Below are 17927 nucleotides of genomic sequence, written 5' to 3' on the forward strand. Positions count from 1 at the left end.
AAAACTCTTCAATTTCGTGGACAGGATCGTGCGCGCCTCTGGCTGATTTGGCAAGAGTCGAGCAGAACTGCGCATGGAAATGATTGGCAATGACGAGTACTGTTCACGTCGTGCTGGCAGAGCGACGACATCAACTCATCCTGCGGTCCCTGCGCTCCGGAGGCCCCGCGGCAGTGACCGACCTCTCGGAGCAGCTGGGCGTGAGCCCCGCCACAGTCAGGCGTGACCTGCTGAAACTGGAGGAGGAAGGCCTGCTCACCCGCGTCCACGGCGGGGCGGTCGCCGAGGAGGGCGACCAGCCCTTCGCCGAGGTCGCCGAGGTGCGCGTGGGCGAGAAGGACGCCATCGCCGAGCGTGCCGCCTCGATGGTCGAGGACGGCCAGTCGGTGCTGCTCGACATCGGTACCACCGCGTACCGGCTGGCCCGGCAGCTGCACGGCCGCCGGATCACCGTGATCACCAGCAACCTGGTGGTCTACGAGGAGCTCGTGGACGACGAGGGCATCGAGCTGGTGCTGCTCGGCGGCATGGTCCGCCGCGAGTACCGCTCCCTGGTCGGTTTCCTCACCGAGGACAACCTGCGCCAGCTGCACGCGGACTGGCTCTTCCTGGGTACCAGTGGAGTACGGCCCGGCGGGCAGGTGATGGACACCACGGTCGTCGAGGTGCCGGTCAAGCGGGCCATGATCAAGGCGGCCGACCGGGTCGTGCTGCTCGCCGACCGCGCCAAGTTCCCGGGGACGGGGATGGCGAAGGTCTGCGGGCCCGAGGAACTGGACGTGGTGGTGACCAACGGACCGGCGGACGCCGGGACGCGGTCCGCCCTGGAAGAGGCGGGCGTGCGCGTGGTGCTGACGTGAGCGGCGTGCGCGCCGGCACGAGGACCTCGATGACGTCGAGGACCCCGATGAACATCGAAAGGGCAGTTGCGTGAAGCTGACGATTCTGGGCGGCGGCGGGTTCCGGGTGCCGCTCGTGTACGGGGCGCTCCTCGGGGACCACGCCGAGGGCCGCGTCACCGACGTCGTGCTGCACGACCTGGACGCGGGGCGGCTGTCGGCCGTCGCCCGGGTCCTCGCCGAGCAGGCGGCCGGTGTCCCGGACGCGCCCGCCGTGACCGCCACCACCGACCTCGACGAAGCGCTGCGCGGCGCCGACTTCATCTTCTCCGCGATCCGTGTCGGCGGCCTCGAAGGCCGCGCGGCGGACGAGCGGGTCGCCCTCGACCAGGGCGTCCTCGGCCAGGAGACGGTCGGCGCCGGAGGCATCGCGTACGGCCTGCGCACGGTCCCGGTCGCCGTCGACATCGCGCGGCGGGTGGCCCGCCTCGCCCCCGACGCCTGGCTGATCAACTTCACCAACCCGGCCGGCCTGGTCACCGAGGCCATGTCCCGCCACCTCGGCGACCGCGTGATCGGCATCTGCGACTCACCCGTCGGACTCGGCCGCCGGATCGCCCGCGTCCTGGGCGCCAACCCGCGCGAGGCCTGGATCGACTACGTCGGCCTCAACCACCTCGGCTGGGTACGCGGCCTGCGCGTCGCCGGACGCGACGAGCTCCCGCGGCTGCTCGCCGACCCGGACCTCCTCGGCTCCTTCGAGGAGGGCAAGCTCTTCGGCACCGAATGGCTCCAGTCCCTCGGCGCGATCCCGAACGAATACCTGCACTACTACTACTTCAACCGGGAAACGGTCCGCGCCTACCAGGAGACCGAGAAGACCCGCGGCGCCTTCCTGCGCGACCAGCAGGCCCGCTTCTACGAGGAGATGCGCCGCGCGGACGCCTCCGCCCTGACCGCCTGGGACCGGACGCGCGCCGAGCGCGAGGCCACGTACATGTCCGAGAACCGGGACGCGGCCGGCGCGGGCGAGCGCGACGCCGACGACCTCTCCGGCGGCTACGAGAAGGTGGCGCTCGCCCTCATGCGGGCCATCGCCCGCGACGAGCGCACCACGCTGATCCTCAACGTCCGGAACCAAGGCACCCTCTCGGTGCTCGACACGGACGCCGTCATCGAGGTGCCGTGTGTCGTCGACGCCAACGGGGCGCATCCGGTCGCCGTCTCCCCGCTCCCGGACCACGCGACCGGTCTGGTGTGCGCGGTGAAGGCGGTCGAGCGCGAGGTGCTCGCCGCGGCCGAGTCGGGCTCCCGGACGACGGCTGTGAAAGCCTTTGCCCTGCACCCGCTCGTCGACTCCGTGAACGTCGCCCGTCGCCTCGTCGAGGGCTACACCGCCGCCCACCCGGGCCTCGCGTACCTGAAGTAGAGCCTCCTGAAGTTGATCCTCCCGAGGAGACCCGCACATGCATGACGAAAGCCGCCGGATCGAGGAGCGCGTCCAGCGCGTCCACGACCAGCGCATCAAGCCCGCCATCTACGCCGCCGCCGTACCGTTCGAGGTAGAGGCCTGGCAGGCGCCGGGGGAGCCGGTCTCCTTCGAGGAGGCCGCGTCCGCCTCGTACGCGCCCTTCGCCATGGACACCCCGTGGGGCCCGCCCTGGGGCACGACCTGGTTCCGGATGCGCGGACAGGTGCCCGCCGAGTGGGCCGGCAAGCGCGTCGAGGCCGTCATCGACCTCGGTTTCGTCGGCGACTGGCCCGGCAACCAGGCCGAGGCGCTCGTCCACCTCGCGGACGGGACGCCTCTGAAGGCCGTCAACCCGCTCAACCAGTACGTGGCGATCGCCAACCCCGCCACCGGCGGCGAGCAGATCGACTACCTGGTGGAAGCGGCCTCCAACCCGGACATCCTGGCCGACAACTTCTCGAAGACCACACCTTTCGGTGACATCCTCACCGCGGGCGACAAGCCGCTCTACACCTTCCAGCGCGCCGACATCGCCGTCCTCGACGAGGAGGTCTGGCATCTCGACCTGGACATCCAGGTGCTGCGCGAGCTGATGCTGGAGCTGGGCGAGCACGACCCGCGCCGTCACGAGATCATGCACACCCTGGACCGGGCCATGGACCTGGTCGACCTCGACGACGTCTCCGGTTCGGCGGCGGACGTACGGGCCGCGCTGAAGCCCGCCCTGTCCAAGCCCGCCAACGCCAGCGCCCACATCGTCTCCGGCGTCGGCCACGCGCACATCGACTCGGCCTGGCTCTGGCCGATCCGCGAGACCAAGCGCAAAACGTCCCGCACCTTCTCGAACGTCACCTCGCTCGCCGACGAGTACGACGACTTCATCTTCGCCTGCTCCCAGGCCCAGCAGTACGAGTGGGTGCGCGACAACTACCCCAAGGTGTGGGCCCGCATCCAGGAGTCGGTCAAGAAGGGCCAGTGGGCGCCGGTCGGCGGCATGTGGGTCGAGGCCGACGGCAACCTGCCCGGCGGCGAGGCCGTCGCCCGTCAGCTCATCCACGGCAAGCGGTTCTTCATCGAGCACTTCGGCGTCGAGACCAAGGGCGTCTGGCTGCCGGACTCCTTCGGCTACACCGCGGCCTACCCGCAGCTCGCCAAGCTCGCCGGCAACGAGTGGTTCCTCACTCAGAAGATCTCATGGAACCAGACCAACAAGTTCCCGCACCACACCTTCTGGTGGGAGGGCATCGACGGCACGCGGATCTTCACGCACTTCCCGCCGGTCGACACCTACAACGCCCGCTTCAGCGGCGAGGAGATGGCCCGCGCCACCCGCAACTACCAGGAGAAGGGCGCCGCCACACGCTCCCTGGCCCCCTTCGGCTGGGGCGACGGCGGCGGCGGTCCCACCCGCGAGATCATGGAACGGGCGCGCAGGCTCGCCGACCTGGAGGGCTCGCCGAAGGTCGTCGTCGAGCACCCCGACGAGTTCTTCGCCAAGGCCCGCGAGGAGTACCCGGACGCCCCGGTCTGGGTCGGCGAGCTCTACCTGGAGCTGCACCGCGCCACCTACACCTCGCAGGCCCGCACCAAGCAGGGCAACCGCAGGAGCGAACACAGGCTCCGCGAGGCCGAGTTGTGGGCCACGACGGCCGCGCTGCACGCGCCGGGCTACTCCTACCCGCACGAGAAGCTCGACCGGCTCTGGAAGACGGTCCTGCTCCATCAGTTCCACGACATCCTGCCGGGGTCCTCGATCGCCTGGGTGCACCGGGAGGCGGAGGCCGAGTACGCGAGGGTGGCGAAGGAGGTCGAGGAACTCACCGCGGAGGCGATCACCGCACTCGGCGCGGGCGGCACACGCGTCTTCAACACGAGCCCGGTGGAGCGCCGGGAAGTCGTACGGACCGCCGACGGCTCCCTGGCCCACACCGTCGTCCCGGCGAACGGCAGCGCGCCCCTCGGTGCCGGTGAGGGACCCCAGCCGGTGACGGTCGCCGGTCGCGTCCTCGACAACGGCCTGGTCCGCGTCGAGGTCGCCGAGGACGGCACCCTGGCCTCCGTACGCGACCTGCGGGCGGGCGGCCGTGAGGTCCTCGCCGACAAGGGCAACCTGCTCCGCCTGCACACCGACCTCCCGAACTACTGGGACGCCTGGGACGTCGACAAGCACTACAAGAACCGTTACACGGACCTGCTGGAGGCGGAGTCCGTGACGGTGGTCGAGGAGGACCCGCTGCGGGGCGCGATCCGTGTGGAGCGCTCCTTCGGCAAGGGCTCGCGCCTCACCCAGACGATCAGCCTGCGCGCGGGCAGCCCGCGCATCGACTTCGAGACGGACATCGACTGGCACGAGGCCGAGAAGTTCCTCAAGGCGGGCTTCCCGGTGGACATCCGGGCGGCCCACTCGTCCGCGGAGATCGCCTTCGGCCACATCCAGCGGCCCACGCACACCAACACGAGCTGGGAGGCGGCCCGCTTCGAGGTCTCCGGCCACCGCTGGGTCCACATCGGCGAACCCGGCTACGGCGTCGCGGTCATCAACGACTCCACCTACGGCCACGACGTGTCCCGCACGGTTCGGGAGGACGGCGGCACGACCACCACGGTCCGCCTCAGCCTGGTCCGCGCCCCGCGCATCCCGGACCCGGAGGCCGACCAGGGCAAGCACCGCTTCACCTACGCGCTGCTGCCGGGCGCCACCATCGCGGACGCGGTCGCGGAGGGCTACGCCCTCAACCTGCCGCTGCGCGTGGCGGACGCGGCGGGCACGCCTGAACCGGTCGTGTCCGTGGACGGCGAGGGCGTGACCATCGAGGCGGTCAAGCTCGCCGACGACGCCTCGGGTGATGTCGTCGTACGCCTCTACGAGTCCTGCGGCGGCCGGGCCCAGGGCGTCCTGCGCACCGGCTTCCCACTGGCCGGAGCGCAGGTCACCGACCTTCTGGAGCGGCCCCTCGCGGCGGCCGAGACGGACGGCGACACCGTGCGGGTGTCGCTGCGCCCCTTCGAGATCCAGACGCTCCGGCTGGCCAAGCGGAAGAACTGACCGCGATTTCCACAAAGAATTAAGGAATCGGTAAGAGCCCTGGTCACGGCGGGTTTCAGGCCCGCCGTGACCACGGTGCGTTCCCTGCTGGACACCTGCGGTTTGCCCGGTACCCCTGGGATGGCGCGGCAAGGCGTGAGAAAGAAAGAGGTGTCACCGTGCGGGACCCACGCATGTCCGCTATCGGCAAGGGGCTGAAGCGCCGCGGCCGACTGATGGCCCAGGCGGTGAGCCCGCCGCGCCGGAACCTCGACGGCATGCCCGCGCCCCGGCCCACCGAGGACCCGTACGTCGCCCCGCGCGCCCCGCGCCTGGTCGACTCGCCGGTCTTCATCCTCTCCTCGGTCCGCTCCGGCTCGACCCTCCTGCGGGTCCTGCTCAACAGCCACAGCAGGATCCGCGCCCCGCACGAGATGCATCTGCGCACGCTCCACGTCCACCTGGCCCGTGACTTCACGGCGGACGCCATGGAGGCCCTGGAGCTGGACAAGGACGAACTGGAGCACGTGCTCTGGGACCGGGTGCTCCACCTGGAGCTGGACCGCAGCGGCAAGGACATCATCGTCGACAAGACGCCGCCGAACACCCTCATCTGGCCACGGCTGCACCGATGTTGGCCCAACGCGCGCTACATCCTCCTGCTCCGGCACCCCGGCGCGGTCGTCGCGTCACTCACCGATCGCCGCACCGACCCGGACCACGAAGAGATCCGTGCCGAGGTCCTCGGCTACAGCGAGAAGCTCGAGGAGGCCCGGCACAACCTCGACACCCACGTGATCACGTACGAGGACCTGACCGCCGACCCCGAGCTGACCACCCGAGGCCTGTGCGAGTACCTGGGCGTCCCCTGGGAGAGCGCCATGCTCGACTACGGGAAGAAGGACCACGGAGCCTTCCGCCCCAAGCTCGGCGACTGGAGCGAAACCATCAAGTCGGGCAAGATCCAGTCGGCCCGCCAGGCCGACCCGACGGCCGAACTGCCGCCCCGGCTCACCGAGTTGGCGAGGGCGTGGGGGTACTCGGCCGACTGACGACCGGGCACCCCCACACTCGCGGCGTCAGCCGGTGAAGCCGACCGCGATGGACGAGAACCGCAGCTGGTGTGGACCGATCAGACTGTCAAGGGGCTGTCCGATGTCTGTGACGGCTGGGCCGACTCCGCCGCCGGTGTCGACTCCGCCACGACGACCGGCTCGGGCGCGGGCTCGGGTGCCGGCACGGGCAGGTCGGCGCGCTGTGGCGGCAGGGACAAGGGCCGCAGCGCACGCGGACCGGCGACCACCGTGTAGTCCGGACCCAGGAACGGCGGAACCACGTCACCGGTTTCCTCGCCGAGCGCCAACTGCACAGCCGCCCAAGGGGCGTTGACGCCGCAGAGGGCGAGTTGGTGCAGGCCGCCCGCCGGACGCGTGTTGACGTCCATGAGGACCGGCTCGTCCCCGAGCATCCGGAACTGAATGTTCGTCAGATAGTGCAGCCCGAACGATTCCGCGAGGAGCCGCGACGGCTCGATCCACGCGGGGTTCAGGGTGAAGCCGCGGCGCCGCCCGTTCTTGGTCCGGCCCACCGCCATCCGTACCCGTCCGTCAGGACCGGTGAGGCAGTCGACGGACACCTCCGGCTGCTCCAGACGTGGCATGACCAGCCAGTCGACGGGCTCGTCGGCGCTCCGCAGGGCTTCGGTGACCATGTCCAGCGGCACGTACGGGCTGGGGAAGCCGTTGAGATGCATGAGCGAGAAAGGCGCGCGCGTGATGATGCGGAAACCGACGCCGCCCGCCCCGGAGGCCGGCTTGAAGCACGCCTTGTAGCCGTCCGCCTCCAGCTTGTCGACGGCCTCGAGGAGCTCGTCCTCGGTCCGCACCCGCCACCACGGCGGCACCGGCACCCCGAGCTCCTTGACCGCCTCGTACGCGGTCACCTTGTCGTGGAAGGTGTGCACCGCCTCGACGGGCGGCGCCAGCAGGGCCGTACCGACCGCGGCGAACTCCTCGCGGTGCGCGGTCACGGTCTCCTGGTGCAGGACGGGCACGAACACGTCGATGGAGTGGCGGGCGCACTGGTCGAGCGCGTACTCGACGTACGCGGCCCGGGACAGTCCCTCCGGCTCCAGCGCGGCGGTGTCGGCGGCGGCCAGGATGGGCGAGTCGGCATCGCCGTGCGTCGCATGGATCTCGACCGCGCGGCCGCTGGGATTTCGCCGCAGCTGATCCATGAAGAACACGTTCTCCGCGTACGTGCGGTTGAGCCAGACGCGTACGCGAGAGACCATGCAGGCCACCTTTCAGGGTTCTCGGGCACGGCGCAGCAGGCCGTGCCCGGCCAAGGAGTAGGGAGGTACACAAAACCGCCGTTCGAAAACGGGGTTCGTGGCGGTTGTGTAGGGCCGATCATAGGGCTTCCGAAGCGCCGGTGCTGCTACGTGCGTGTTACGGATTCCCCGGACGTGCCCATCAGGGCTCCCGTGGCACGTCAGGACCCTTGAGCCCCCGCTTCCCTTGAAGGACTCGAGCCCTTCCTCGATCTCCGCGAGGACGTCCGCCGCCTCGGTGCCGTCGATGACGCGATGGTCGAACGTGAGGCTCAGAGGCATCACCGGGGTGACCGTGATCCGCCCGTCGCGCAACACCGGCCGGTCGGCGATGGCGCCGAGACCCAGTGTGATCGTGGTGCCGCCGACGGAGTGGAAGGCCTCCACGGGACGGTGGCCGAGCGAGGTCACCGCGAACGTGCCCACGATCTCGGCCCGCCTGCGGAGTGGGCGCGTGGTGACGCGGTAGGGGAGAGTCGTCGATGGAGTTCACGAGCCGTCGTTTCCCGGGGTCTCGGTGAAGGTGGAGATGGAGGCGGACATTGGGGTGGGGGTGGAGACGAAGTGGACGTGTGCGGGTTGGGCAGGGAGGTGCTCGAGGTCGTGCTCGTAGGTCGCGGTAGCGGTCGCGGCGTCGTACGAGCCTGTCGGGCAGTCGTATGTGCCGGTCGTGCCGTCGCTCTCGTACGCCCCGTCGTGCCGTCCTTCTCGTACGTGCCCGTCGTGCCGTTGTTCGCGCGCGTCCGTCTCGCTCCGTCGTCCGTGACCGGGGCGAAGCCGCTCCTCGGGGAGAAGTCCCTGACCTTCGTGTTCTTCGGGGTCGCGCGGTAAATCGCGCGCACCGCTCGGCCGCCCTGTGCGCGGGCGTGTCGAAGCATGACGGCGAGCACGGTCGGCTCGATGCCTCGGGGAACACCCGGCAGCTGAGCAGGAAATTGTCGATGTGCACGGTGTCACCGTGCCGGTGGGTGAAGACCGCGCCGACGATGCCGTTGTCACCGAAGCGATCGGCGGACCGGATGGCCCACACCCGTGCCGCCGGATCGTCGATGAGGGCGCGCACCTCGGCGGGCTGCAAGCGCCGGGTCGTCTGGTTGAACTGGTTGGTGCGCAGAGTGAGTTGGGAGATCCGGGCCACCTCGGCGGCACCGGCTTCGGTCAGTCGTACCTCGACCCGCAGCTCCGCCCCGCAGTCGAACAACATCCTCGGCGACCCCCCTGAAGCTGCTCTTGTACCGTGGAGGCCGAATGTGTTCTTGTGTTCACATCGCGGGTACGCCGAGAGGGCGCCCCGGCGCGCGGAAGGGGCGAGGGTGACGTCGACGGCTGACCGTCCAGGCCGGCTGCTGGCCATCAGCGACCTGCACATCGGATACGCCGAGAACCGCGCCCTCGTCGAGGAGATGCGCCCCGAGACGGACGAAGACTGGCTCCTGGTCGCCGGCGATGTCGCCGAGACCGTGGCCGACATCCGCTGGGCCCTGGAAACCCTCAGCGCCCGCTTCCGCAAAGTGATCTGGGCCCCCGGCAACCACGAGCTGTGGACCCACCCCAAGGACACCGTCACCCTGCGCGGCGTGGCCCGGTACGAGCACCTGGTGGCCCTCTGCCGCGAACTCGGCGTGATGACGCCGGAAGATCCGTACCCGGTGTGGGAGGGCCCCGGCGGCCCGGTCGCCGTCGCCCCGCTCTTCCTCCTCTACGACTACTCGTTCCTGCCCGCGGGCTGCGCGACCAAGGAAGAGGGCCTCGCGTACGCCCACGGGACCGGTGTCGTCTGCACCGACGAGCACGTGCTGCACCCCGACCCGTACCCGAGCCGCGAGGCCTGGTGCCGGGCCCGGGTCGCCGAGACCGAGCGCAGGCTCGCGGAGCTGCCCGCCGAGCTGCCCACGGTCCTTGTCAACCACTACCCGCTGGACCGGCACCCGACCGAGGTCCTCTGGTATCCCGAGTTCGCGATGTGGTGCGGCACCCGGCTCACCGCGGACTGGCACCGCAGATACCGCGTCGCCGCCATGGTCTACGGGCACCTGCACATTCCCCGCACCACCTGGCTCGACGGCGTCCGCTTCGAAGAGGTGTCGGTGGGCTACCCCCGTGAGTGGCGCAAGCGCCCGGAACCCCCGGGCAAGCTGCGCCGCATTCTGCCGATGGAGGTCGGATCCGGTGATCGAGGAGTTGCTCCCGGACTCGGTCGTGGCCGTGGAGGCACACGGTGACGAGCGGGCCGAGGGCACGACACTGTACCCCGAGCTGTATCCCGAGGAAGCGGCGCTGATCGCGCGCGCCGTCGAGAAGCGCCGCCGCGAGTTCACCGTCGTCCGCGGCTGCGCCCGCCGCGCCATGGAGAAGCTCGGCGTGGCCCCGCGGGCCATCCTGCCCGGTGACCGCGGAGCCCCCCAGTGGCCCGCCGGACTGATCGGCACCATGACGCACTGCGAGGGCTACGCGGCCGCGGCGCTGGCCCGCGCCACCGACCTGGCCTCGGTCGGCATCGACGCGGAGCCCCACCTGCCGCTCCCGGACAACGTGCTGTCCGCCGTGGCACTGCCCGACGAGGACCGCCGGCTGAGCGGCCTCGCCGGAGAGCACCCAGCGGTCCACTGGGACCGGCTCCTGTTCAGCGCCAAGGAGTCGGTCTACAAGGCGTGGTTCCCCCTCACCGGGAAGTGGCTCGACTTCGCCGAGGCGGACATCGACGTCTTCATGGACCCCGGACACACCACGTCCGGCGGCTTCCGCGCCGGACTCCTCGTCCCCGGCCCGGTGGTGGACGGCCGTCGCGTCGGCCACTTCGAGGGGCGCTGGACGGTGAGCCGGGGTCTCGTCGCGACCTCGGTGACCGTGCCGCTCCCCGGCCTGGGCTGAGCAGGCTTCCGGACGTCGGCTGACAGAGACTCACCCCGCCTCCGGCGGAGAGCTGACCGAGGCTCATCCGGTCTCCGGGCACCAGGTGTGGAGCAGCCGGAAGAACGCCTCCTCGTTGCCGGAGAGCCCCGCCGCGGCCAGCGCTCGCTCCGCCTCCGCGAGGGCGGCGGGCGGCACGACGGGGGCTCGGCTCGAACCGGGCGGGCCGTCCAGCGCGGCCCGTACCGTCTGCAACAGGCGCAGATAGGCCTGCACTGCGGTGCGTTCGTGATCGGTGAGTACGGCGGTCGGCATCGGACGGCTCTCCCGGTTCGGCTCGGCTGCGGCGCCACAGCGCCACAAGGTCAGCGGTTCCACGCCGCCGCACAGCGGTGGCGCTGGATCCAGCTTGCCGTCCGCCACTGACAATGCCCTTTCCGTACGTGTCGGTTCGCCCGGTTAGCGGAGGCGAAACCTCACGGAAATCCCTTGTGGGACAAGGGCCCTACGCTGGAACGAGCGCTTGGAGCCGCCTTTTGCGCGGCCCGGAACGGGAGGTGAGCCAGTGGTCGACGTCCCACGACAGCGCCCGCGGCGCATCAAGCGGCTGCGCCCGGTGGGCGACGGAGAACTACGGCTGCACCACCGCGTCGTGCACGGCTACCGCCGTGCCTACCGCATGGCCGGCCAGGGCCCGGTACTCGTCCTGATCCACGGCATCGGCGACTCCTCGGCGACCTGGGCCGAGCTCATCCCCGACCTCGCCCGCACCCACACGGTGATCGCCCCCGACCTGCTCGGCCACGGCGCCTCGGACAAGCCCCGGGCCGACTACTCGGTCGCCGCGTACGCGAACGGGGTGCGCGACCTGCTGTCCACGCTCGACATCGAACAGGCCACACTGGTCGGGCACTCGCTCGGCGGCGGCGTCGCCATGCAGTTCGCGTACCAGTTCCCGGAGCGCACCGAGCGGCTGATCCTGGTCAGTGCGGGCGGCGTGGGCCGCGAGGTGAATCCGGTCCTGCGGGCCGTGTCGCTGCCCGGCGCCCATCTGATGCTCTCCGCGCTGCGCCTGCCCGGCATGGGCGTGCAAGCACGCCTGTTCGCCCACCTGATGCGACTCCTCGACACCGATCTGGGCCAGGACGCACCGGAGTTGCTCACCCTCGTGGACGCGCTTCCCGACGGAACCTCGCGCAGCGCCTTCATCCGCACCCTGCGCGCCGTGGTCGACTGGCGCGGCCAGGTGGTGACCATGCTCGACCGCTGCTACCTCACCGAGGGCATGCCCACGATGCTGATATGGGGCGACCGGGACAGCGTGGTGCCCGTACGGCACGCGTACGGGGCGCACGAGGCGATGCCCGGCAGCCGCCTGGAGATCTTCGAGGGCGCCGGGCACTTCCCGTTCCACACCGACCCCTCGCGCTTCCTCTCCCTCGTCGAGGAGTTCACGAGCACCACCAGCCCGGCCGACTGGAGCCGGGAGAACTGGAGCGGACTGCTCCGCGCCGGGCGTCCGGGCAGCGCGGCGGGACAGCCGGACACCGCGCAGAACCGGGCCGTGGAGCGGGACATGAGAGAGGCGAGCGAGCGCAGCGCGACGTGATGCCGCGCCGGCCCGGTCCCCTCAGAGGGCGCTCTCCTCGAGAGGTGGGCGTTTCCTGACGCCTCGCGTCAGCCCTCCCGTGTTCCCGACGGTTCCGGCGCACCGAGGACCGCGTCCCGTTCCTCGTTCGTCAGGGGCGGCTCGGTCAGCGGGGGCCGGCGCGGCCCGCGTAGCACCGCGAGGACGATCTCGGGCTTGAGCAGGGCGGTGGTCGGCTGGGACAGTGTGACGACGCCGAGGAACTCCTTGGCGACCAGCGGACGTCCGGTCGCCGTCAGCATCAGGCGATTGACGTAGCGCCCGAGCAGTTTCTGTATGCCTCCGGGCTGCTTGCCGATGGCGCCGGGGTACCGGATGTCCGTGCTCGTGGCCAGTTCCCACGCCGTCGCCACCGGACGCGCCACGGCACGCTGCACCCGGCGCGCGAGCCCCGGCGCCGCGAGCCCGTACTCGGCCACGTGCTCACGCAGCGCCACCGCGCCCTGCGCGGCCACCGACATGCCGTGCCCGTAGATCGGGTTGTACGTGGCGACCGCGTCGCCGAGCGCGACGAATCCCTCGGGCCAGTCCTTCACCTTCTCGAAGAAGCGTCGCCTGTTGACCGTGCTGCGGGTGATGACGACGTCCGTCAGCGGCTCGGCGCGGGCGATCAGCTCGCCCACGAGGGGATGCCTGACGTCGCGCGCGAACGTCTCGAACTCCTCGGCGGAGCCGGTCGGTTGGCCGCCGCGCGTGCCCGACAGTGTCACCAGCCAGCGCCCGCCCTCGATGGGCACGATGGTCGCGCTCCGGGCCGGCACCGGATCCGCCGCGTTCGGCTGCACATTGACTACGGGATACTCCTCCGTGCCCTCGGGCGCGCGGAAGATCCGGCTGGCGTACGCGAGTCCGGAGTCGACCTCCTCCATCGGAGCCTGCGGGACGCCCAGCGCGTCGAGCCAGGAGACGGCCCGCGAACCACGCCCTGAGGCGTCCACCACGAGATCGGCTTCGAGGACGCGCTCCTCGCCCTCGGACGTACGGACGCGCACACCCGTCACCCTGGAGGCGCCGCCTTCCAGGCCCAGAAGTTCGGTGCGCTCCATGGCGGTGATCCGCGGCTCTCGGGAGATCCGGTCCCGGATGACCGAGTCGAGCAGATCACGGCTGCAGGCGATCATGAACTGCATCTCGGGCCAGCGCCGCAGCCAGCCGTGCGGCTGCAGGGTCACGAGACCGGTCGGCAGCGCGATACGCCGGGCGCCGGCGGTGAGCCAGGCGTCGGTCACTCCTGGCAGCAGATCCTCCATCGCGCGGACGCCGCCCGACCACAGGAGATGGGCGTGGCGGGCCTGCGGGAGACCCTTGCGGGGCTCGGGCCCCTCGGGGAGGGCGTCGCGCTCGATGACGGTGACGTCGGCGTACGCGTCCAGCGCGGCGGCGGCCAGCATTCCGGCCATCCCACCGCCGATGACGACGGCACGTCTGGAGGGCCCGGCCGGGCGGGTGCTAGCGGGTACGTTCATGGAAGTCGCTCTCTGAGCTGGTCGAGGCCTGCCCACGGGCGGCCGCGACGACGGCTGACTGACGCAGGGCGATGGAAATCCGTACGAGGTCGCGGGGACCCTCATGGGACGCGTACGGTGCGCCGGTTGTCGCCGAGCTGATGATCCTGCCCTCCGGGTCGGCGGCCCTGGCCCGCACCGCCGCGGTCACCATCGCCGCGTCGGCCTCCGCCTGAGCCTGGACGGCGTCGGAGCCCGCCGCCACGGCCGCGGCATAGGCGTTCGAACGCACCTCGGGGTCGAAGTAGGGGTACAGGCTGAGCATGCCGTCGTGGATGTCGGACTCCCGCTGGGTGACCTGGAGTTCGGCGGGGGACCACCAGGAGATGCGTACGGCTCGGTCCCCGCGCCCCGAGGCCGACCTCAGCTCGCGCCACAACGGCCCGAGCCGACGGTACGTCGACCAGGTGCTCCAGCTGTCCCCGATGCGCTGACAGGCCAGCGGTACACAGAAGCCGACCGCGCTGATCTGTGCGCCGGCGGAGGCCAGCACGGGCGCCACATAGGTGCTCAGGTCATCCAGGTTTCCGCCGTTCCACCGGGCGACCACGGCGATGAACTTGGTCACCGCGTAGGGAATGTTGAACAGGAAGCCGAGCGCGATGATCAGCAGTCCGACCCGCAGCCAGCCGTGCACCTGAAGTGCCCAGCGCCAGCACATGACGTTCATCGCGACACCCGCGACGGTGAGCGACGCGAGATAGAGCACGATCATCTCGCGGATGAACGGGGTCGTCGCGTAGTAGGTGTCGAGGTCCCGCAGCCGTTCGAGTGGCGCGTCCCCGAGGATGAAGAGCGTGTTCAGCGCGACGATCACCAGGCCGTATCCGGCGATCCAGCGGCGGGAGGCGCGTCGGGTCACCTCGGGCGGCCCGCCGCGCCAGTAGATGATCAGGACCAGACAGGCGGCGCTGAACGCGCTCAGCAGCGAGTAGACGAGAGGTGCCGATATGTTCGCGATCCCGGTGAGGCGGTTGACCTCGCCGATCGTCGGCGGGGCCGCGAACAGGAACACCAGGCACGCGAGGAGGAGCAGGACACACACGGCGCGCAGCAGCGGATCGCGCCAGGAGCGCAGCAGCGAGGGCGCCTTGACGGCGAAGGCGACCGCCATGGCGGCGGCCGGTACGTAGTAGCTGGAATCGTCCATGGCGGCCGCGGCTTCAGCTCCGCGGTCCGCGATAGCCCAGGGACGCCTCGATCCGGCCGGCGAGGCCGTCGCGCCGCACGGGGCCGCGCATCGCCGAACCGGCCAGCCAGCCGCGGCACTTGCTCGCCAGCAGCAGCCCGAAGCTCTCGGCGTCCTTCTCGTCGGCCAGGTCGAACCGCGTACGCGCCGCCACCTTCAGGACGGTCGCCTGCAGATCGGCGTCGTCGGACAGTAAGCGCGCGGCGACGGCCGCGCCCTCCACGTGATGGCTGCAGTGCCCGGCCTTCATGTGCCACAGCTCATGACCGAGTATCACCAACTGGTGGTCGGGCGCGGTGCGTTCCTCGATGACCACGAGGTCCTGGTCCGCCATGTCGAGCCACAGCCCGCTGGCGGTACCCGGCGGGAACGCGGCCGTACGGAACTGCACCGGGCGGCCACGTCGTCTGCTCATGGCGTCGCACAGAGCCGCGTAGAGGTCCGCGGGCTCCGCCGGTGCCGAGAGCGAGAGCTCGTCGATCAACTCGCCGCACAGGCGGCGCATGTCCTTTCCGATGCCCACAGTTCTCCCCCGGCTCACGACTCGGGCCGTTTGACGCTCTCCAAGAGCATGTCCAGCCACTCGGCGACCTTGTCGCGGTGCTGGTCGGTGGGCAGCTGCGCGGCTCGCCAGGCGATGCCGCGGACCCCGTGGTCCTGCAGCAGCCGCTCCAGCGGGTCGTCGGCGGCCGCCAGGGCCGCCTCGCGCTCCCGGTCGGCGAGCCGCTGGAGCAACTCCTGCTCGGTGCGCTGGAGAGCGCCCGCGAGCGCCTCGGGATCCTCGGCGGTGAGGAATCCGGCGTGCACTCTGAAGAAGCGCTGGATCGCGTCGCAGTGCTCCATGGTCGGGCGCCGGTCGCCGTTGATGAGGGCGCCCGCCTGCTGCCGCGACATGCCGGCGCCGTCGGCGATCTCCTGCTGGGTGTACCGGCGGCCGTTGGGCTTCAGACGGGTGCGGCGCAGCAGATCGAGGCGCTGCAGGAAGCGTGCCTGGAGGTCCGGCTCGCCGGCCGGCCGCCCGTTCAGCAGGGACCTGACCACGACCTCGGGGACGCCGGACGCGGCGGACAACCGCCGGACGTCGAACACCTCGTCGTGCGGTGCGCCGAGCCGGTCGGCGAGCGCGGTGACTCGGGCCACGACGGCCGGCAGCAGACCCGTCGCCGTGGCGCCCGGAACGTCGAAGCCATCCGTCACCGAGCGTTCTCCTACGTCTCTCTCGACTGCTCTGGGGAACCGGGTCCTCGGGATGTGAAGTCCCTGCGGGAATCCGGGAAGTGCGGCGTGAACTGCCCGAAGACCGGAGAGTAGCCCTTTGGGTGAACCACATCCAGGTGTCGCCACAACTGTGGCGGGATTCAGTCGTCAACAGGCGTCAAATGCCACGATAGTTGACACCGCTCCGCCAGGAGTAGCAGGATCACGACGCCGCGTGAAGGCCGCATAGGCAAGAGGGGTGGACCTCCCGATGGCGTACCAGGCAGGAGGGCCCCGGCCGCAGCCGCGACCCGTCCCCGAGAGTCTCGAGGCCCAGGCGTATCTCCAGGACTACGCCGCGCTCCTGGAGGCCGTCCCCTTTCCCTCCGTCGTCGTCGACCACCGCTGGGACGTAGTCCTGGCGAACGGTGCGTTCGAGACACTTTTCCGTGGCGTCGGCCCGCATCCGACTGCCATGCCGGGCGACAACTTCCTCCGGTTCGTCCTGTTCCATCCGGACGCGGGCACGGTCCTCGTCGAGCACGAGTCCAGCTGGTGCCTGCCGATGCTGGCGCACTTCGCCGCCGCCGTGGAGCGGCACGCCCACGATCACGGACTCCAGTCGATCCTCCGGGACATCGCCCAGGACCCGATCATGGACGCGGCGTACCGGCACGGGCTGCCGCACTGGATCCGCTCCGTCGGCCCGGACGCCGTCGAGCACGACGGCGCGGTCCGGCCGCTGATGCACCCCGACCCGCGCTGGGGGCGTACGGACTGCCGGATCGTCGGCGAGACCCCCAAAACCCTTCAGGACATGGGCTATACGCGGCTGACGCTGGTCCTCCGCGAGCCCCGTCGCCCGACCGCCGCCCGACGGGCCGGCCGGGCGGGGCGCACAGCGAGTCACCTCAGCGTGGTGCCGGCCGCGGAGGCGTGACACCGGCCCGTTCCGGTGTGACACGAGCGCTGTTCCGCCGCTGAACGGCCCCGCCGATCCGGGCTGATCGCAGGCCGGTTCAGTGGGGCGGAGGCGTATCCGAAACGACGTCCTTAACGACGTCCTTGTTCAGTCGGCCCCCGGCCGCCCCGCGCTTCGCCGCCTGGATCTGCTCGTACACATGGGTCCGCAGCTCGGCGAAGCGCGGGGCCACCCGGGTGTGCAACTGGTCGCGCTCGGCCGGGAGATCGACCTTCAGCTGCTCCTGGACGACGGTCGGGGAGGAGGAGAGGATCAGCACCCGTTCGCCGAGGTACACGGCCTCGTCGATGTCGTGCGTCACGAAGAGGATCGTGATGCCCCGCTGCCGCCACAGCCCGCGCACCAGGTCCTCGAGATCGGCGCGCGTCTGGGCGTCCACCGCCGCGAACGGCTCGTCCATCAGCAGCACTTCGGGCTCGTACGCGAGCGCGCGGGCGATCGCCACCCGCTGTTGCATACCGCCCGACAGCTGCCACGGGTACGCGCCCGCGGCATCCGTGAGACCGACCGACTCCAGAGCGTCGGCGACGAGCTCACGCCGCCTCACGCTGCTCAACTTCTTCTGCTTCAGCGGGAGTTCGACGTTCTCGCGCACCCGCATCCAGGGGAACAGACTGCGGCCGTACTCCTGGAAGACGACCGCCATGTCCGGTGGCGGGCCGGTCACGCGCCGGCCCCCGATCAGCACCTCGCCCGCGGTCGGCGTGAGCAGTCCGCCCACGCACTTCAGCAGGGTCGTCTTGCCGCAGCCCGACGGCCCGACGAGACAGACGAGTTCACCCGCGTCCACGGTGAAGGTGAGATCGCGTACCGCCTCCACCCGGCGCCCGGACCCCTCGTAGACCTTGTTGAGGCCGCGTACATCCAGCATGGGCTGACCTTTCGCGAG

General features: G+C 70.7%; 18 protein-coding genes. 10 read left to right on the forward strand and 8 right to left on the reverse strand.

The window, feature by feature from the left end:
- Positions 1 to 110: 110 nt before the first annotated feature.
- The 4 genes from ACTWQR_RS37530 (at position 111) to ACTWQR_RS37545 (ending at position 6387) form a co-directional block, all read left to right on the forward strand.
- On the forward strand, positions 111 to 860 hold the full coding sequence (locus ACTWQR_RS37530; RefSeq protein ID WP_443231755.1) for a DeoR/GlpR family DNA-binding transcription regulator: 750 nt from the start codon (positions 111 to 113) through the stop codon (positions 858 to 860).
- 70 nt (positions 861 to 930) lie between these two features.
- Positions 931 to 2268, forward strand: a complete 1338-nt coding sequence (locus ACTWQR_RS37535; RefSeq protein WP_443231711.1) for a 6-phospho-beta-glucosidase — start codon at positions 931 to 933, stop codon at positions 2266 to 2268.
- Between the two features lie 37 nt (positions 2269 to 2305).
- Positions 2306 to 5356, forward strand: a complete 3051-nt coding sequence (locus ACTWQR_RS37540) for an alpha-mannosidase (protein WP_443231712.1) — start codon at positions 2306 to 2308, stop codon at positions 5354 to 5356.
- A 173-nt stretch (positions 5357 to 5529) separates the two neighbouring features.
- Positions 5530 to 6387 (forward strand): sulfotransferase family protein, encoded by an 858-nt coding sequence (locus tag ACTWQR_RS37545; protein WP_443231713.1) that lies wholly within the window; start codon positions 5530 to 5532, stop codon positions 6385 to 6387.
- Positions 6388 to 6467: 80 nt separating this feature from the next.
- Here ACTWQR_RS37545 and ACTWQR_RS37550 read toward each other — a convergent pair whose 3' ends face one another.
- Together ACTWQR_RS37550 and ACTWQR_RS37555 are read right to left on the reverse strand one after the other, a co-directional pair.
- A complete protein-coding gene (locus ACTWQR_RS37550; protein WP_443231714.1) occupies positions 6468 to 7628 on the reverse strand; it encodes an ATP-grasp domain-containing protein in 1161 nt (386 codons plus the stop codon).
- Between the two features lie 12 nt (positions 7629 to 7640).
- Positions 7641 to 8093 (reverse strand): 2-oxo acid dehydrogenase subunit E2, encoded by a 453-nt coding sequence (locus ACTWQR_RS37555; protein WP_443231715.1) that lies wholly within the window; start codon positions 8091 to 8093, stop codon positions 7641 to 7643.
- Positions 8094 to 8363: 270 nt separating this feature from the next.
- Here ACTWQR_RS37555 and ACTWQR_RS37560 point away from each other — a divergent pair, with 270 nt between their 5' ends.
- The 4 genes from ACTWQR_RS37560 to ACTWQR_RS37575 all read left to right on the forward strand — a co-directional run bounded on the left by ACTWQR_RS37560 (position 8364) and on the right by ACTWQR_RS37575 (position 10538).
- The gene (locus ACTWQR_RS37560) at positions 8364 to 8498 is read left to right on the forward strand and encodes a hypothetical protein (RefSeq protein ID WP_443231716.1); all 135 of its coding nucleotides are present in this window, start codon (positions 8364 to 8366) and stop codon (positions 8496 to 8498) included.
- Positions 8499 to 8610: 112 nt separating this feature from the next.
- The gene (locus ACTWQR_RS37565; protein ID WP_443231717.1) at positions 8611 to 8889 is read left to right on the forward strand and encodes a hypothetical protein; all 279 of its coding nucleotides are present in this window, start codon (positions 8611 to 8613) and stop codon (positions 8887 to 8889) included.
- A gap of 91 nt (positions 8890 to 8980) precedes the next feature.
- Positions 8981 to 9889, forward strand: coding sequence for a metallophosphoesterase family protein (locus ACTWQR_RS37570; protein WP_443231718.1), 909 nt, complete (start codon positions 8981 to 8983; stop codon positions 9887 to 9889).
- A complete protein-coding gene (locus tag ACTWQR_RS37575) occupies positions 9837 to 10538 on the forward strand; it encodes a 4'-phosphopantetheinyl transferase family protein (protein ID WP_443231719.1) in 702 nt (233 codons plus the stop codon). Before ACTWQR_RS37570 ends, ACTWQR_RS37575 begins: the two co-directional genes overlap by 53 nt.
- Positions 10539 to 10601: 63 nt before the next feature.
- On the opposite strand, the gene ACTWQR_RS37580 is transcribed toward ACTWQR_RS37575, so the two are convergent.
- Positions 10602 to 10832, reverse strand: coding sequence for a hypothetical protein (locus tag ACTWQR_RS37580; protein WP_443231720.1), 231 nt, complete (start codon positions 10830 to 10832; stop codon positions 10602 to 10604).
- A gap of 250 nt (positions 10833 to 11082) precedes the next feature.
- On the opposite strand from ACTWQR_RS37580, the gene ACTWQR_RS37585 reads away from it, so the two are divergent.
- Positions 11083 to 12126: an alpha/beta fold hydrolase gene (locus ACTWQR_RS37585; RefSeq protein WP_443231721.1), complete on the forward strand. Its 1044-nt coding sequence runs from the start codon at positions 11083 to 11085 to the stop codon at positions 12124 to 12126.
- 68 nt (positions 12127 to 12194) lie between these two features.
- Here the strand turns inward: ACTWQR_RS37585 and ACTWQR_RS37590 are convergent, their stop codons facing one another.
- The 4 genes from ACTWQR_RS37590 to ACTWQR_RS37605 are packed head-to-tail and all read right to left on the reverse strand — an operon-like array spanning position 12195 to position 16056.
- Positions 12195 to 13631, reverse strand: a complete 1437-nt coding sequence (locus tag ACTWQR_RS37590; RefSeq protein ID WP_443231722.1) for an FAD-dependent monooxygenase — start codon at positions 13629 to 13631, stop codon at positions 12195 to 12197.
- Positions 13615 to 14820 carry an MAB_1171c family putative transporter gene (locus tag ACTWQR_RS37595; protein ID WP_443231723.1) on the reverse strand — a complete coding sequence of 402 codons (1206 nt, stop codon included), beginning with the start codon at positions 14818 to 14820 and terminating at the stop codon, positions 13615 to 13617. Before ACTWQR_RS37595 ends, ACTWQR_RS37590 begins: the two co-directional genes overlap by 17 nt.
- 13 nt (positions 14821 to 14833) lie before the next feature.
- Positions 14834 to 15364 carry a toxin-antitoxin system, toxin component gene (locus ACTWQR_RS37600; RefSeq protein WP_443231756.1) on the reverse strand — a complete coding sequence of 177 codons (531 nt, stop codon included), beginning with the start codon at positions 15362 to 15364 and terminating at the stop codon, positions 14834 to 14836.
- Positions 15365 to 15396: 32 nt separating this feature from the next.
- Positions 15397 to 16056, reverse strand: a complete 660-nt coding sequence (locus ACTWQR_RS37605; protein WP_443231724.1) for a helix-turn-helix domain-containing protein — start codon at positions 16054 to 16056, stop codon at positions 15397 to 15399.
- A 271-nt stretch (positions 16057 to 16327) separates the two neighbouring features.
- Here ACTWQR_RS37605 and ACTWQR_RS37610 point away from each other — a divergent pair, with 271 nt between their 5' ends.
- Entirely contained in the window at positions 16328 to 16996 is a 669-nt protein-coding gene (locus ACTWQR_RS37610) for an MmyB family transcriptional regulator (RefSeq protein ID WP_443231725.1), read from the forward strand.
- Positions 16997 to 17075: 79 nt separating this feature from the next.
- Here the strand turns inward: ACTWQR_RS37610 and ACTWQR_RS37615 are convergent, their stop codons facing one another.
- Positions 17076 to 17909: an ABC transporter ATP-binding protein gene (locus ACTWQR_RS37615; protein WP_443231726.1), complete on the reverse strand. Its 834-nt coding sequence runs from the start codon at positions 17907 to 17909 to the stop codon at positions 17076 to 17078.
- Between the last annotated feature and the right edge of the window lie 18 nt (positions 17910 to 17927).

The sequence above is a fragment of the Streptomyces sp. 2A115 genome, from assembly GCF_052245575.1.
Classification (GTDB): Bacteria; Actinomycetota; Actinomycetes; order Streptomycetales; family Streptomycetaceae; genus Streptomyces.

Excerpts from the sequence above, each read along its gene's own strand:
- ACTWQR_RS37540 (WP_443231712.1), top strand. The coding sequence starts at position 2,306 with ATGCATGACGAAAGCCGCCGGATCGAGGAGCGCGTCCAGCGCGTCCAC.
- ACTWQR_RS37545 (WP_443231713.1), top strand. The coding sequence starts at position 5,530 with ATGTCCGCTATCGGCAAGGGGCTGAAGCGCCGCGGCCGACTGATGGCC.
- ACTWQR_RS37550 (WP_443231714.1), bottom strand. The coding sequence starts at position 7,628 with ATGGTCTCTCGCGTACGCGTCTGGCTCAACCGCACGTACGCGGAGAAC.
- ACTWQR_RS37580 (WP_443231720.1), bottom strand. The coding sequence starts at position 10,832 with ATGCCGACCGCCGTACTCACCGATCACGAACGCACCGCAGTGCAGGCC.
- ACTWQR_RS37590 (WP_443231722.1), bottom strand. The coding sequence starts at position 13,631 with ATGAACGTACCCGCTAGCACCCGCCCGGCCGGGCCCTCCAGACGTGCC.
- ACTWQR_RS37595 (WP_443231723.1), bottom strand. The coding sequence starts at position 14,820 with ATGGACGATTCCAGCTACTACGTACCGGCCGCCGCCATGGCGGTCGCC.
- ACTWQR_RS37600 (WP_443231756.1), bottom strand. The coding sequence starts at position 15,364 with ATGCGCCGCCTGTGCGGCGAGTTGATCGACGAGCTCTCGCTCTCGGCA.
- ACTWQR_RS37610 (WP_443231725.1), top strand. The coding sequence starts at position 16,328 with ATGGCGTACCAGGCAGGAGGGCCCCGGCCGCAGCCGCGACCCGTCCCC.
- ACTWQR_RS37615 (WP_443231726.1), bottom strand. The coding sequence starts at position 17,909 with ATGCTGGATGTACGCGGCCTCAACAAGGTCTACGAGGGGTCCGGGCGC.